The 15,120-nt window shown below is 42.1% G+C and carries 11 protein-coding genes; 3 read left to right on the top strand and 8 right to left on the bottom strand.

Going from position 1 to position 15,120, the window contains the following annotated elements; translation table 11 throughout:
• Positions 1-19 precede the first annotated feature (19 nt).
• Entirely contained in the window at positions 20-3,313 is a 3,294-nt protein-coding gene (locus ACTXGH_RS11595; RefSeq protein WP_439296574.1) for a type I restriction endonuclease subunit R, read from the bottom strand.
• A gap of 153 nt (positions 3,314-3,466) precedes the next feature.
• Here ACTXGH_RS11595 and ACTXGH_RS11590 point away from each other — a divergent pair, with 153 nt between their 5' ends.
• Complete coding sequence (locus tag ACTXGH_RS11590; protein ID WP_439296575.1) at positions 3,467-4,117, top strand: hypothetical protein; 651 nt, start codon at positions 3,467-3,469, stop codon at positions 4,115-4,117.
• A gap of 165 nt (positions 4,118-4,282) precedes the next feature.
• Here the strand turns inward: ACTXGH_RS11590 and ACTXGH_RS11585 are convergent, their stop codons facing one another.
• Together ACTXGH_RS11585 and ACTXGH_RS11580 are read right to left on the bottom strand one after the other, a co-directional pair.
• The gene (locus ACTXGH_RS11585; protein WP_439296576.1) at positions 4,283-5,614 is read right to left on the bottom strand and encodes a restriction endonuclease subunit S; all 1,332 of its coding nucleotides are present in this window, start codon (positions 5,612-5,614) and stop codon (positions 4,283-4,285) included.
• The gene (locus ACTXGH_RS11580) at positions 5,614-7,995 is read right to left on the bottom strand and encodes a type I restriction-modification system subunit M (RefSeq protein WP_439296577.1); all 2,382 of its coding nucleotides are present in this window, start codon (positions 7,993-7,995) and stop codon (positions 5,614-5,616) included. The genes ACTXGH_RS11585 and ACTXGH_RS11580 overlap by 1 nt, the downstream gene beginning before the upstream one ends.
• A 368-nt stretch (positions 7,996-8,363) precedes the next feature.
• Between ACTXGH_RS11580 and ACTXGH_RS11575 the strand changes: the two genes are divergently transcribed.
• Positions 8,364-8,759, top strand: coding sequence for a lysozyme inhibitor LprI family protein (locus ACTXGH_RS11575; protein ID WP_439296578.1), 396 nt, complete (start codon positions 8,364-8,366; stop codon positions 8,757-8,759).
• Between the two features lie 869 nt (positions 8,760-9,628).
• On the opposite strand, the gene ACTXGH_RS11570 is transcribed toward ACTXGH_RS11575, so the two are convergent.
• Entirely contained in the window at positions 9,629-9,997 is a 369-nt protein-coding gene (locus tag ACTXGH_RS11570) for a hypothetical protein (RefSeq protein WP_439263233.1), read from the bottom strand.
• Positions 9,998-10,032: 35 nt separating this feature from the next.
• On the opposite strand from ACTXGH_RS11570, the gene ACTXGH_RS11565 reads away from it, so the two are divergent.
• Positions 10,033-10,836, top strand: coding sequence for an SIR2 family NAD-dependent protein deacylase (locus ACTXGH_RS11565; RefSeq protein ID WP_439263232.1), 804 nt, complete (start codon positions 10,033-10,035; stop codon positions 10,834-10,836).
• A 142-nt stretch (positions 10,837-10,978) separates the two neighbouring features.
• Here ACTXGH_RS11565 and ACTXGH_RS11560 read toward each other — a convergent pair whose 3' ends face one another.
• The 4 genes from ACTXGH_RS11560 to ACTXGH_RS11545 form a co-directional block, all read right to left on the bottom strand.
• Positions 10,979-11,977: an adenosine deaminase gene (locus ACTXGH_RS11560; RefSeq protein ID WP_439263231.1), complete on the bottom strand. Its 999-nt coding sequence runs from the start codon at positions 11,975-11,977 to the stop codon at positions 10,979-10,981.
• A gap of 44 nt (positions 11,978-12,021) precedes the next feature.
• Positions 12,022-12,552, bottom strand: coding sequence for a TPM domain-containing protein (locus tag ACTXGH_RS11555; protein WP_439263230.1), 531 nt, complete (start codon positions 12,550-12,552; stop codon positions 12,022-12,024).
• Between the two features lie 116 nt (positions 12,553-12,668).
• Complete coding sequence (locus tag ACTXGH_RS11550; protein ID WP_439296579.1) at positions 12,669-13,829, bottom strand: TPM domain-containing protein; 1,161 nt, start codon at positions 13,827-13,829, stop codon at positions 12,669-12,671.
• Between the two features lie 154 nt (positions 13,830-13,983).
• Entirely contained in the window at positions 13,984-14,613 is a 630-nt protein-coding gene (locus ACTXGH_RS11545; protein WP_299221580.1) for a LemA family protein, read from the bottom strand.
• Positions 14,614-15,120 lie beyond the last annotated feature (507 nt).

Raw genomic sequence — 15,120 nt, 5'->3', positions numbered from 1 at the left:
CCTATATTATCTGTATAACCTAGCCTGAAACCTCATTACCCAACTTCGTATCAAGCATCAGTCGAATAAACTTCTTAAACTGATCAGGATTAGACAATAAGTGCATAGTCATGCCCTCATACGCCTCTTGGCTCTCAAATAACGCATCCATCGCCGCATCAGGATAACCACCCAGCATAATCTGATCGGTACTGTTATTACTAAACTGCTTTACCACGATCTCATTTTCAGTCACTTTATCCCAAATCGTATTTTGGAAGTTGATCATGTCTTTATCGGTAAAGTCCTCGCCTGCAAACACTTCATTTAATCGATTAATGACCTTTGATAACAGCTCTTCTTTCTGATCCTTTGGCTTTGCTGTACCGCTACCACCGCCAGCTTCTAACTCACCACTACCCTCCTGTAGCTTTAGATCCTGCTGGTGCAGCTTTGAGACGCGGTAATGACTCATAGCGATGTTGGTTAGATCAATATCATCTTCATTGTCCACACTTTCGCGTAATAATGGCCGCAGGTTACGGGCGTATAAGCTCAGCTTTTCCAACTCTTTATCGTCATAGTCCACGATTTGCGACATAAACTCATATTGACGGGTAAATGTACCTAAGTCCTTTTTAAAGATCTCTAACGCATCTTGATCAGCCTTAAAACCTTTATAGTCATTCTCGGCATTGGTCATCAGTACCACATTGCCAGTATCTTTAGTTTGCTCAAGTATCATCTTGGCGTGCTGGGCTTGCTCGCGTGCTAGCTTATAGCGCTTCTGCCAACGCTCAACCGCTGGTTTGCAGATGTTACTAATGGCAGCGTTAGACTTATTCTTGCTGTAGAAAGCATCAACGAACTGCTCGACCTCATGCCATAAGAAGATACCACTGGCGCGTAGCTTCTCATACAGATCATACACCTGATCAGGATCAGACACATCCACTAAGGTTGCGGTCTCATAGTATGGCTGGAAGGCATCAAGAATATCTTCAGGATCATTAAAGAAGTCGAGCACAAAGGTACCGCTCTCTGCTTTGCCCTTATAGGTACGATTCAGCCGTGAGAGGGTCTGTACGCAGTCCACGCCTGTCAGCTTCTTATCGACGTACATGGCGCATAGTTTGGGCTGGTCAAAGCCTGTCTGGAACTTATTGGCCACCAGCATCACTTGATAATCATCAGTGTCAAAGGCTTTACGCATATCACGGCCTTTGAGACCGATATTCATATTATGCTCAGTAAATTTTTCGCCAAGTAATGCGCCGCTATCAGGATCATTATCGTTAAAGGTCACTTCACCTGAGAAGGCGACCATGGCATTGATACCGCGGTAACTGTAATCACTGATATATTTATCAAAGGCCAGCTTGTAGCGTACCGCTTCTTTACGTGAACCTGTCACGACCATGGCTTTGGCTTGGCCGCCGAGTAAGCCTTTTATGTTGTCGTTAAAGTGCTCAATGATGATCTTAACTTTCTGCGCGATATTGTGCTCGTGCAGTCGCACCCAGTTATTCAGCTTAATCTTCGCGCGGCGGGCATCGACTTCATCGTCATCGCTAGCCAGCTTTTGGGTGAGCTGATACATCACTTTGTAGTTGGTGTAGTTCTTCAGTACATCTAAGATAAAGCCTTCTTCAATGGCTTGGCGCATAGAATAGACATGATAAGCGGCTGGCAGGTTATCGCTAGCGGCGGGCAAGTCAGGATTGGGCAGACGGCCAAACAGCTCGATGGTTTTTGGCTTAGGCGTGGCGGTAAAGGCGTAATAGCTTAGATTCGGACTGCTACGGCGCGCGGCAAGCGTGGCGTCCAAAACATCCTCACTAGAGAGCGGCTTATCCTCATCTGTATTACTCTCTATATCGCCTGAGACCAGCACTTCTTTGAGCTGACGTGCGGTAGAGCCTGTCTGTGATGAGTGCGCTTCATCGGCGATAATGGCGTAGCGGCGTGATTTTAAGACGCTAGAGTCTTCAATGGCTTTAAGCACAAACGGAAAGGTCTGAATAGTGACGATAATAATCGGCTGGGAGTTGACCAGTGCTTCGGCAAGCTGCTCAGACTTTGAGCCGTCACCTTCTTTACGGTTAATTTTGCCAACTACGCCATCAGCATGTTCAAACTGATAAATAGTATCTTGTAGTTGGTCGTCCAGTACAGTGCGATCGGTAATCACAATGACCGAGTCAAACTGCTTATCGCCGTCACTGTTGTATAAGGTGGATAGCTGGTGCGCTGTCCATGCGATAGAGTTAGACTTACCCGAGCCAGCACTATGCTGAATCAAATACTTTTGACCTGCGCCCTCAGTAATGGCCGCATCGACCAGCTTGGTCACCACATCCCACTGATGATAGCGCGGGAACATCATGGTCTCACGTTTGGACTTGCGCCCGATTGCGTCCTCTTCCTCTTCGATCTGCAAGTGCATAAAGTGGCCGAGAATGGCCAATAGATTATCTGGCGTCAGCACTTCATTCCATAGGTAATCTGTGGCATAGCGATTGGGATCGGCTGGCACGTCATTACCCGCACCGCCCTCGCTGGTGCCTTTGTTAAAGGGTAAGAAGTAAGTACTGTCACCTGCCAGCTTCGTGGTCATATAGACCTCATACTGACTGACGGCAAAATGCACCAATGCGCCGCGTTTAAACGTCAGCAGTGGCTCAGGTTTTTTAGTATCAGGGTCTTTTGGCAGGCGTGTCTTCTTGTACTGAGTAATGGCATTTTGTACCGCTTGCTTAAACTCGGACTTTAGCTCCATCGTGGTGACGGGCAAGCCATTAACGAATAGCACGATATCGATACGGTTACGCTTAGCGACTTTGCCGTTAGTGTCAGCGCCGTCTTTAAGGCTGGTATGAGGGCTATACACCACTTCAGGCACCACACGGCAGATATTGGCCTTATAGCGTGCCATGGTCTCAGGGTTGAGGCTATGCTCAGGTTTGAACTGACATAAGCTAAAACGTGCGTTACGAATCTTAAGCCCATGACGCAATACACCTAAGGTGCCATAAGTGCGCGAGGCTCTATCGGTGGCGTGCGCGTCTGCCTTATTAAGCTGCTTAACTAGGGCTTCGATAAAGTGACGCTCTGAGTCGATAGGAAAGGTACGGCAGAACTTCTCCCATTCCTGCGGCTGGGTGGTCTGCACAAAGTCTAGTACGTCTTGCTCATATAGCGCAGTCTCAGCCGTATAGTCGCTAGGACTGCCTAATTGCCAGCCGTGCGCCTGCATCTGATTGACAATATCGGCTTGGAAGACAGATTCGTAGGTGACGTTGTGTGCGTTAGTAGCAGTGCTGGTCTGAGTCATAGTGTTATTCTTATTAGTGATTTGATTTATTTGCTTAGGGGGTATTTTATGCACCCTAAAGCTATAATAGTTCCTGCTGTATCTTGCAAACCGAAATCTTATTGGTCATTATTAATCTATACTTTGAAATTATACTTATGTAAAGAGAGTTTTATGAGCCAGTACATAGTTCAATCACTACCTGAATATAAAGGCATAAAGCCTAGAATGTTCCCTAATCCACATAAACTTTCAGATAAACGTATGATATTTCATGCTGACTTGAATAAAATCATTACTTTCTGGAGGTTTCAAACAGGGTGCATACCTTCATTTATCGATAAGAATGAAATGCATACTGGCATGAACCCGAAAGAAAAAAAAGAATTCAATCAATTCAGCCTTTGGGAATTTATACGTTCTATATTTCGTAGAACACGCCTAAAAAAGTACGAAATAACTGAGATCAAAAAAGATTTTCATAAAAAGTATAAAGCAGGCGAAGAGTTCAAAAACTCAACTCAATACACTGACAGACATATTTGGTTGTATCACGATCATAACTCTAGTAAAGACCCAACTCCTATGATGATGCCTGTGATTGGCTTTAATAAATCTGACAGTTCTAAAGGATTCGAGATAACAACTCTTATCAATGATAATGAATTGAAAGTTTTCGACTCATCTGAATTTAATATTGATTTTGAAAACGGGCGTCATAGAACTAGATTCTTGGAATTTATTGGTGCTAAAGATATTTATGTGATAATTGAAAAAGAACAGTTTGAGTGGTTCAATGAGCATTGTGCTTATAAATCAGAATAACTTTAAAAACTTGCTAACTTAACAATACTCAAACTTATCACCTTGCAGTTGCGATTTAGCCCCATTATCAAAGCTAAACAATACCATTTTAAGAGTTTATGTATGCTTATGCTGTAGCTTATATCTTTCAAACCTAAATAGTGAATTAGTGTGATGGAACAGAGCCTACTCAGGCGCAACCCAGCCCCGAACATTAATCTTACCCGTGACAGCAGCAGAGATTAAAGCGGTGCGACGTTCTTGCATGAGTTGAATGGCTTTTTTAGCATTTAGCTCAATATCGTCAAAGCTTAATTTCAACTTCTCTATATGATTATGAATTTGTGCAATCTCATCTAAGGGAGGAACTAGCACAGGAATGTTTTGAACTTGTTCAACTCTCAAATGGCTTACAGTACTTCCATGTGAGACGCTATTAATATACCTATCAAGACAATCTGAAATTAAATAATCGAAAAGGTAGTTTGTATAGCTTTTATCATGAGCAATGAAGTTCATCATTCTCTGACCCATACAAAACTTCAAATTTTCTGGTACTAGACAAACTTCACCCGTAGGTGCTTCACGAGTGAAAAAAATAGAGCCAGCTGGCGGTACTCCTCTTTGTGTCCATATATCAAAATTCTTTTTATCTGTGTACAAAGCGCCATTAAAATTTAACTTTTGATGCCTCACATTAGTTGTTCTAACTACAAAGTACTCACCATTTTCAAAATACTCAGGAGTCTTATTACGGCAGTCAATAATCTCACTTTCAAATTTAAGCTTTGAAACCTCCCAATGCTCTGGCACTTCCCCCAACCATTCAACGCCCGAATCTTTCATCGGTGCATTAGGGTTTAAGCCTTTAGTGACCGCATGACTAATCACCGCTTGGCGCTTTTCTTTTAGCAGCTGGATAAGGGTTTGCTGCTTTTCGATTAAGGTATCGATTTGGGCGGTTTCGTGGTCGAGAAATTTGGCGATTTGGTTTGCTTGATATAAATCAACTTTTGGAATAGATAATTGCCCTAATCTTTCCGAGTTTAGAATTTTAACTACATTACCAGTAGCCATCTGCTCTAGTTCGTTTCTAGCTGCAAGTAATAAATAATAATTATATTTTGAATTATCTTTAAAGCTGACAGCGGTAATTTGCTGATTAGTCGTAACAGTTTTAGATGCATATCCAGCCTTACCAATCGTCCCGATACAGCACAATAAGACAGAGTTTTTAGCAACTTTTCTTTGTGTTTGCCAACCAAGTTCAGTTAAATATTTTGTTCCGCAAACTTTTTCGGTGTTTTCTTTTATATCTTCTGGTCGCACCCATTCATATATCGTCACATCATCAGAGTAATATGCGCTAATAGCTGTAGATGGTGTCATTCCAGTAATGAATGAAGCTTTTCTTTTTAAACTTATAGTAGACCAATCTTTAGGAACTTTCCCCAACCACTCAACCCCTGAATCCTTATATTCTGCATATTGCTGATACTTCATTATCAATTCAGCCATTACGAATGCACCTCACCCAATAACTTCATAATCTCAGTGCTAACAGCATCCAAGTCTGCATCGATATCAGCAAGCGGACGCGGTGGCTCATACACATAGAAATGACGGTTAAACGGTATCTCAAAGCCCACGATGCCAATCTCTTCATCTATAGCATCTTTCTTGTCGCTATTAATCCACGCATCAGGCACATGCGGCTGCACTTCGCGGGCGAAGTAACTTTCAATCAGCTCAGTCGTCGTTGCTTTAGGATTCAGCGGTACGTTTTCATAATCACGTAAATCACTATCGGTTTGAAACTCTACTATTTTGGTCTTGCTGGCAGGGTCAGTATAACTAAACGCACCATAGAGCGGATTGGCAACCTTGATCGCTTTTTTGATGACGGGTTCTGCTTCAGGATTTTTCCATGTGATGGCATCCATCAGCTGCTTTTTCTCTTTAGTATCTAAGCTGACATCAGCGTCTTTTAACGCTTGTTTGAGCACTTTTTCAAACTCATTAAAATCATCGAATTGGTTTTCTCCGATAGCCGCCTGCAAGGCTTTGGCTTTATTCATAATCTCAAGCTGATCCTGCCAAAGTTTGGCATCAAGCACGTCTTTGATTTGCTTTTCTTTTAGCTCGCTAAAGTCGGCCTTGATCATAGCGCGCGCTTCTAAGGTGACCGCTGATAAGTCGCCATAGCTTTTACTGCTGTCATTACTGTCGCTATCAGTCGTCCAGTTACTACCAAACTTCTCATACAGCGCTGGCATGACCATATCAAAAGGCTTAGGTGCATAACGTAGGGTTTCGATAGAATCGTCAGATAGCTGAGCCGATAGACGAAGCGGACGCTCAATCGTGATACGGCGATAGCCAAACTCATGGGTGGCAAATATCTTACTGGCAAAGGTTTTAGCAGGTTCGGCTTTAGGATTAGCCGACTGACGGCCACGGTTAGACTTTGCCTCTTCAGGCTTATCGAGCACGCGCGCGTCAACCACTTCGAAGTCACCAAAGCTGCGAATAATGGTCTTGATATCGTCATCGCTCATCTCATTACGTTTTGAGCCAAGCGATTTACGCATCTTGCTATATAGGTTACTACCATCGATTAATTGCACCTTGCCACGGCGCTCATCCGCTTTTTTATTGCTGAGTACCCAGACATAGGTCGCAATACCCGTGTTATAGAACATATCAGTAGGCAGGGCGATAATGGCCTCTAGTAAATCGGCCTCAAGGATATAACGGCGGATCTCACTCTCACCACTACCTGCGCCGCCCGTGAACAACGGTGAACCATTTAGGATGATGCCGATACGGCTACCCTGATTGCTATTGGCTGTCGCTTGCTCATAATTCTGCTCATTATTAACGATAGGACGCATCTTGCTTAATAAGTGCATCAAGAATAACAGCGAGCCGTCAGACACCCGTGGCAAGCCCGCGCCAAAGCGACCATCAAAGCCTTTTTGCTCGTGCTCGTCTTTGATCTCACCTGATATCTTTTTCCAGTCCACTCCAAACGGCGGATTCGATAGCATATAGTCGAACTGCTCACCTGCCAGCTGATCACTGGATAAGGTATTGCCCAGCTTAATGTTGTTCACCTCTTGCCCTTTGATCAGCATATCGGCTTTACAGATGGCATAAGACTCAGGGTTGAGCTCTTGTCCATAGGTACGCATCACGGCGTCAGGGTTGAGCTCTAACACGTATTCCATACCAGAGGATAGGAAGCCGCCCGTCCCCGCTGTCGGGTCATAAATGGTGCGAATAATGCCGTCTTTGGTTAGGGCATCATCATCTTCCATAAATACGAGTGAGGTTGTCAGACGTACGATATCGCGCGGGGTAAAATGCTCCCCTGCAGTCTCGTTCGAGCTTTCAGCAAAGCGGCGAATCAACTCTTCAAAGACAAAGCCCATTTCATGATTGGATATCGCCTCGGGGCTAAGATCCGTATTGGAAAATCTCTGCACTACTTTATATAGCAGGTTGGCATCAGCCAACTGACCGACAAACTCTTCAAATTTGAAATGCTCAAATATCTCACGCGCGTCTTTAGAGAAGGATTGCACATAAGTGTTTAAGTTATCTTTGATATCGCTTTGACCCATCTTGCTGAGATCCATCGGCGAGGTATTGTAAAAAGGTCGTTTGCTGGCACGTATCAAGAACTTCTCTTGCGCCTCCTCAAACAGACCCATATCAGCGATACGCTGGTTTTCCGCAACGACAGCGGCTTTGGTCTCTTCTAACACACACTCTAAGCGGCGCAGTAGCGTAAATGGCAGAATGATGCGGCCATATTGAGATTGCTTAAAGTCGCCGCGTAATAGATCAGCGACAGACCAGATGAAAGCCGCTGTTTGAGAGAAGTTTTTGGTCATGGGAGTATCTTTTGGTTATTGAGCAGGGATATAAGGTGTAGATCGTCTATCAACGATGAGGTGATGACTCATCTTAGACAAAGTACAACCATCATAAGGGTATTCGACATTACTCGGCAAGTCTGAATGTGAGATTTGTTGGAAGGCTAATGAATTTCATCGTATAAAAGCTTACTGTACGACGCGCTCCGCAATTCAACCCCATGGAAGAAAATTGCAAGTTGATTTTAGTATCAGTAGATAGCAGGAAATGAAAACTTAGGAATAGGGTAATTTTAAAGTTACCATTTAAAGATAAAATTAATTGACTATTTTGATTACCGACAATGATACAATTAATCAAATTTTATCGAGTTAGAGGTTTGCACATGCGGTTATATGCAGGTTTGGTTAATATAGGTATTGGAGTTAGTTTGCTGGTAGGCGCTATCGGTAATGTTAGCGCTGCACCTATCGAATTTTGCGATGGTGAATATACAACCATTGATTTGAATAACTGTACCAGTAAGAACTTAGATTATGAGGACAGTAAACTTAACAGTACATATAAAACGCTAAGAGGTATGCTCGATAGAACCGAAAAAAACAATCTCAAGCAAGCTCAGTTAGCATGGATTGATTTTAGGGATAAATCCTGCAATTTTACCTCCCGTGAGTTGGTAGGCGGTAGTATGCACGCTATTGAACACACCTCGTGCTTAACGAATTACACTTATCAGAGGCGTATTGAGCTGCAAAAAGAGATTTACAATATCCAAAGATAGAATCACCCCCGCCAGCCACAAAAAAATTCGTAAAAAACGCTTAACTTAGTACAGCATTATTTGAACACGTGCAGTCAATAGCAATTCAACTCTATGCAAAAAAGTATCAGATAGAAAAAATTATTAGTGATTGGCTGGCACGTTGAGCATAATCTTTGTAACCAAACTTGCTTTGCATAAACAGCGAAAAACAATCTTAGCGATAACGAAATGTTGTTAAATCTGTTGTTAAATTAATTTACAACATTGTTATAAACCTTGATATTAAAGGATTAGGTCTATTTGATTGACTCCCGCCGAGCGCACCAATCATTGTAATCAATCTATTACTTTAAAGTATATCCCACTGAGCCAACTTATCTATTTTGGTTTAGCTATAATGCTGTGTCTGGCATTTCCAAAACTTTCTTATCAAATAACTGTTTACTCTAAACCTACCCTTCTCTTTTATCACTCCTAAACCTTTCTTTTGAGCAAGCTACTTTATGGCAAAAATACGCCTTTTTGCTTTCTTCGCTTAATCTTTACAAAAAAACTACTTTTATCAAAAATAATACTTACATTTTAAAAGCAACATAAGTATTATTGCTTATTAGGTATTTATGTAACTATATGTAATTAAGTGAATATATAGCAATATTCTAGTAACCAAATATAGATTCAAGTACAGAATGTTTTTGGCTCGTTAATTGCATGTTTAAGATAGGTTCAAACGAGCCAGCGGTTTATAACTTTTAATATAGTATGAGTTAAGTCTAGGAGACGTAATGAGTGTATTTTATATGGCAGCATTATCAGTAGGGTCTGTATTCTGGGGAATGGTTGTTGTTTGGCTGATGGCAACGCGATAAGTAGCTGGTTTGTTGAACTCAACATACTTTTTGCAAGTCAGTACTAAGCTGGGCTCGACTCGGTACTCGATGATAATTGATAATAGGCACCTCTCCTAAGCGGCGCTCACCAGCTGCGATACTATTATCTATGGTAATTATTGCAATCTTTTTATTCTCTTTGGTAATTAGCAAATGCTTAGCTCTTCTGCTGGTACTATAATTAGGAAAGTGTTTTTTAATTAAAACAGCTGTCTTTTGTAAGCTATCATTTGTTAATGGCTTCTTACCCGCTGATACGTGTGCTCCATTTTTGGGATCAACTTTATTACTACGTAAATGTGCTATCAGCCATAGTACTGTAATGACTGCTAGCAATATGACAAGCCACCAAATTCCGTCTATCATAGAAAAGTATATCCATTATTAGCAAGGGTTAAGTCATGGTAGCAGAATTATCGCCAAAACTAATAGCAGAAGTACATCGGGCTGCTAAATTGCTAGCGGTTCGACCACAGATCTGTATTCTAACTGGTGCAGGCGTATCAGCAGAAAGTGGCATTCCAACTTTCCGTGATAAGCAAACTGGTCTCTGGGAACATTATCGAGCAGAGGATTTGGCAAGCCCCACTGCCTTTGCTCGAGACCCACATTTGGTATGGTCGTGGTATCAATGGCGCAGACAACTGGTGCATGACAAAAAACCCAATCCTGCTCACTATGCGCTTGCCCAATGGCAACAAGACGCCAAAAACCACAAACAGCACTTTACGTTGGTCACACAAAACGTCGATGATTTACATGAGCAAGCTGGTAGTGAGGCCATTCATCTACATGGTCATCTGTGGCGTAATCGCTGTCACGACTGTGGTACACCTTATCAAAATGAATCAGCAGCTTTAGATAGTAGTAAAAAAGCCATCAGTTTCGATGATAGATTAATAACATGCCAACAGTGTGATGGTTATATCAGACCTGATATCGTCTGGTTTGGTGAGGCGCTACCTATAGGAGCATGGCAAACGGCTGAAGATGCTGCCGCCAATTGCGATGTATTCATCAGTATTGGTACGTCAAGCTTGGTATACCCTGCTGCAGGTCTGGCACAATTAGCTCAGCAAAATGGTGCAACAGTCATTGAGATAAACCCAAATCCAACGCCTAATACCATCGTGGATATCACATTGGCTGCAAACGCCGGCATGATAATGCCTTTATTAATGCAAAAAGTGACTGCTCTCACGTAATCGCTGTACAAAAGGCAAAGCATTTATCTAAAGCAAAGCGTTCATTTACTGACAAAATACGTGCGGTATCAATAATAGCCAAATGCTTTATATAGGTAATTAAGTTTTGAGCTGCCCCTGAACAATTACTACAATTAAAAAATTACTGCAATGCACGATCCACTTTAGCCAAGTATGCTTGTTTTAGGTCATCATCTATGAAAGATGATCTAAAAGAGTTTTTTACCAAAGTGACAATATCGTTTTCTGTTAATGGTAAGTTGTCACACAAGTTGATAAAATTTTGGTTAATATAACCTTTAAAATAGGCTGGGTCATCTGAATTGACGCTCACATTTAGACCATAATCTAAAAGCTCTTTGATATTGTGCGCTTTGTAGTCCTCAAACACTTTTAATTCAATATTTGAGTTTGGGCAAACCGTAAGCGGTATTTGCTCTTCTTTTAGCCGCTGCATAAGCGTATCACTATGAATCGACTGCACGCCGTGGTCTATTCTATCGATACCTAGTAAATCTAAAGCCTCATAAATATAAGAAAAGTCACCTTCTTCGCCTGCATGGGCGACTAACCTAAACCCCGCTTCTTTTGCCTTTTCAAATACTTCTGTAAATTTCGATGGCGGGTTACCAAGCTCTGAAGAATCAAGACCAACGCCAATGATATCCTCCTTAAATGCCATCGCCTCCTCTAACGTATCAAAAGCATCTTGCTGTGATAAATGACGTAAAAAACACATGATAATACCAGAAGTAATGCCGTATCTTTCTTTGGCATCAGCCAGCGCTTCTTTTATGCCAGTGATTACAGTTTCAAAAGCGATGCCCCTTGCCGTATGCGTCTGAGGGTCAAAGAATATCTCAGTATGAATAACATTGTCTTCAACACATTTTAAAATATACTCCCAAGTCAAATCATAAAAATCGTCTCTTGTGATAAGTACATTGGCACCAGCGTAATAAATATCTAAAAAAGTCTGTAGATTGGTGAAATTATAAGCGTTACGTACGTCCTCTATGTCTTTATAAGGAATATCTATGTTGTTTTTTTTAGCCAGCCTAAACATAAGCTCAGGCTCTAATGAACCTTCAATATGTAGATGCAATTCAGCCTTTGGTAGTTTTTTTATGAGATCAATCATAGTATTTCCTTATCTTTAATTGCTTATCTATAACTTTGTGGAAGCTACTTTAAAAAGACTACCGTATCAGACAGCTCATTACCTGCTGGGTCATGCTCTAAGTGGTAATACTGACGCAATAGTTGTCCTATCTCGTCTAGTAGATCACTTAAGCTTTCTTCTGACTTTTTGTTGGCAATGCCCGTCACTGCTTTGTCACACATCGCACGCCATACTGTAGGACTGACATGAGCGCTAATACCACGATCTGCGACAATTTCCAGCTTATGCTCACAGATGTTGACATAAACCAAGACCCCCGTGTTTTCTTCAGTATCCCATACACGGTATTCGCTAAACAAATCGATAGCACGCTCACGGCAGTTGATGCTGTAAGCTTCTTGAATGGGTAGATGGTTTTCTATAACCAAAAAAACTTCGCCACGATGACCTTGCTCTGCTTCTGTCACTTTCGCTGTTAAACGGGCCTTAACCTCTGCTGTTAGCCATTTGCTGTTTAGCATCGGAACAAACAAGACTTGACGCCACCAGCGAGCAAAACTTGCCTCTGATGAAGGTAAGTTGTTTTGTGCCATAATGTTTCCTCAAGTAGGCGATTGCTCATTGTCGTCTAATACATTATCAAACAAATTATAAAAGCAATGTTCTTAATATTTAATTCTACGAATCGATTGTTATGATGATGGTTGGCTTACCACGATCCACCAGCACCGCCACCACCAAAGCCGCCACCGCCGCCGCCGAAGCCGCCACCACCAAAGCCACCGCCGCCGCCGCCACCAAGTCCAGGTAAGAAAATTAAACCGCCGCCGCCGCGTCCACCACGACCACCGCCGCCTGAACCTCTAGCAATTAAGAACATCCAGATAAAGATGGCCATAATGACAGTCATAAAGAATCCGCCACCCAATGCTAAAGAACCAGCAAAGAAACCACCAGCCGTTAAGATAGAGCCAAATACTCGTCCAAAAATACTAGTAATAAACTTACCAAAAATCATCGCCATGATGAACAAAAAGACAGGTGTTGATGGTTCATCTGAACCTTGTTGAGCGGTACGTTCTGCGGCTTGGGCATCGGCACGAGCCAGCACTTCAGGATCAGCAGTGAGTCGAGCTTCAAGTGCACCAACACCTGCCAATAACCCAGATCCATAGTTGTTTTGCTTGAATAGTGGCGTAACATCCTCACGGATAATACGATTGACCGCCGCATCGGGCAACACGCCTTCTAACCCATAACCCGTTAAGATATACATGTCACGATCATTGACTGCTACCACAATCAGTAAGCCGTCATCAATGTCCTCCTCCCCAAGCTCCCACTTATTAGCAACCTGTAAAGCATAATCAAATATCGGCAAGCCATTCGTGCTAGGCACGATGACGATTGCTGCTTGAGCTAGACCTTGCTGGTAGATATTCCTAAGCTGGGTCTCTAAACGCTGTTTCTCTTGCGGATTTAGTATATTTGCTTGATCAACGACTGGTTGATTTAATATGAGCTTATCAGCATCAACATTAGCCGCATCAGATTGCACAGGTGGCTGTGCAGTGGCCTGAGACTCTGCTATGGCTTCATCATTGGCAGCATTTGGATTGATAGCCTCATTACCAAGTATGGTGCCTCCAATAGCGTCGTTACCAAGTACCGCATCATTGATGGCTTCATTCGCCTCGCCAGCTTTAGCGATCGCTACTAAGTCCTCAACGCTACGGTTCTGCATTTGCGCATCGGTCGCACTCTCAGCTGTCGCAACATTAGCATCATCCGGCGCAGCATGCAGCAGCGTTGTATTGCCCGCGCTGAGTGTTAATAATAATGCCGAGACGATTGCTTTTGAATTCTTCATCTAATCTATACCACCTTTAGTGACACGCTTGCTGAACGAAATTATGACTTATTATAAATAGGAGTCTTTTTTCACGCCTTTGTTAGTAGCGACTAATCATAGATAGCGAGTAAAGCTACTACTAAACGCCGCTTTTTGACCCAAAACGCTGGCTTTATTGTGCAGTAGCTTCATCATCTCCAAAATCAACCGTAGGTGCGGTCGAGATCTCTTCTTCATTAGCAACAGTAAAGTTCGGCTTAGTATCCATACCGAACACTTTGGCTGTGATATTAGTTGGGAATTGTCGTACCGTTGTATTGTAGCCTTGCACTTCTTGAATATAACGATTACGAGCTACTGTAATACGGTTTTCAGTCCCTTCTAACTGTGCCTGCAAGTCTTGAAACAAAGCGTCGGATTTGAGCTCAGGGTAACGTTCGGACACTGCCATCAGACGTGACAATGCTCCCCCCATCTGAGCTTGGGCTTCAGCATAACGTTCCATCGCTTGTGGGTCATTGAGTACTTCTGGCGTTATATTAATGCTACCTGCACGCGAACGCGCTTCTGCCACCTGAGTGAACACCTCTTGCTCTTGGTCTGCATATTGTTGCACAACTTTCACCAAGTTTGGCACCAGATCCGAACGGCGCTGATATTGGTTGACTACTTCTGACCAAGCTGCTGTGACTTGCTCATCTTGTGATTGCAAATTGTTATAACCACAGCCTGACAAACCTACGGTTGAGGTTGCCAATACTGCTGATAACAACATAGGTTTTATAATAGATTTACGCGTCATCTCTAATTCTCCTAATAATAATTAACTGCTTAGCCATTTATGCTAAATAATAACTTGTAATGTCACAGACAAAGGATTGTCTTTAATTGTGCTGCTAATAATGGCGACATAGCCGCTTTTTTACAATTCATCGTTACTAAAACACAACCGCAAAATAGGACTGCTGACTTTTTTATTATGCGTCAATTTACTATTCTACCTTTATTTTTATTACGACCTAATCAATTTCTACAATATCGATAACAGTATGTAAGCAGTTGATAAAAGGTCCTCAAATCCTAGTATGACACTATCTAACAATACATTTAATAGACTTATATCGATTTAGCAAACAATTATTGAAAATTACATACACGGACAATTCAAAAAAAAATCTAGTAATTATAAAGAAATTGTGGCAAATTGCAGTTACTTAACCGTATGGTTTGCATACATTCGGTAGTGGAGTTGTTATTTATTTGATATTAGCGCAGTATAAAACAAAAAATCGTTTTTATTTTGGTGACA

It is taken from the genome of Psychrobacter sp. 1Y10, assembly GCF_052259005.1.
GTDB lineage: Bacteria > Pseudomonadota > Gammaproteobacteria > Pseudomonadales > Moraxellaceae > Psychrobacter > Psychrobacter saeujeotis.
Note: the sequence above shows the minus strand (reverse complement) of the source record. Positions and strands in the feature narration are given on the sequence as shown.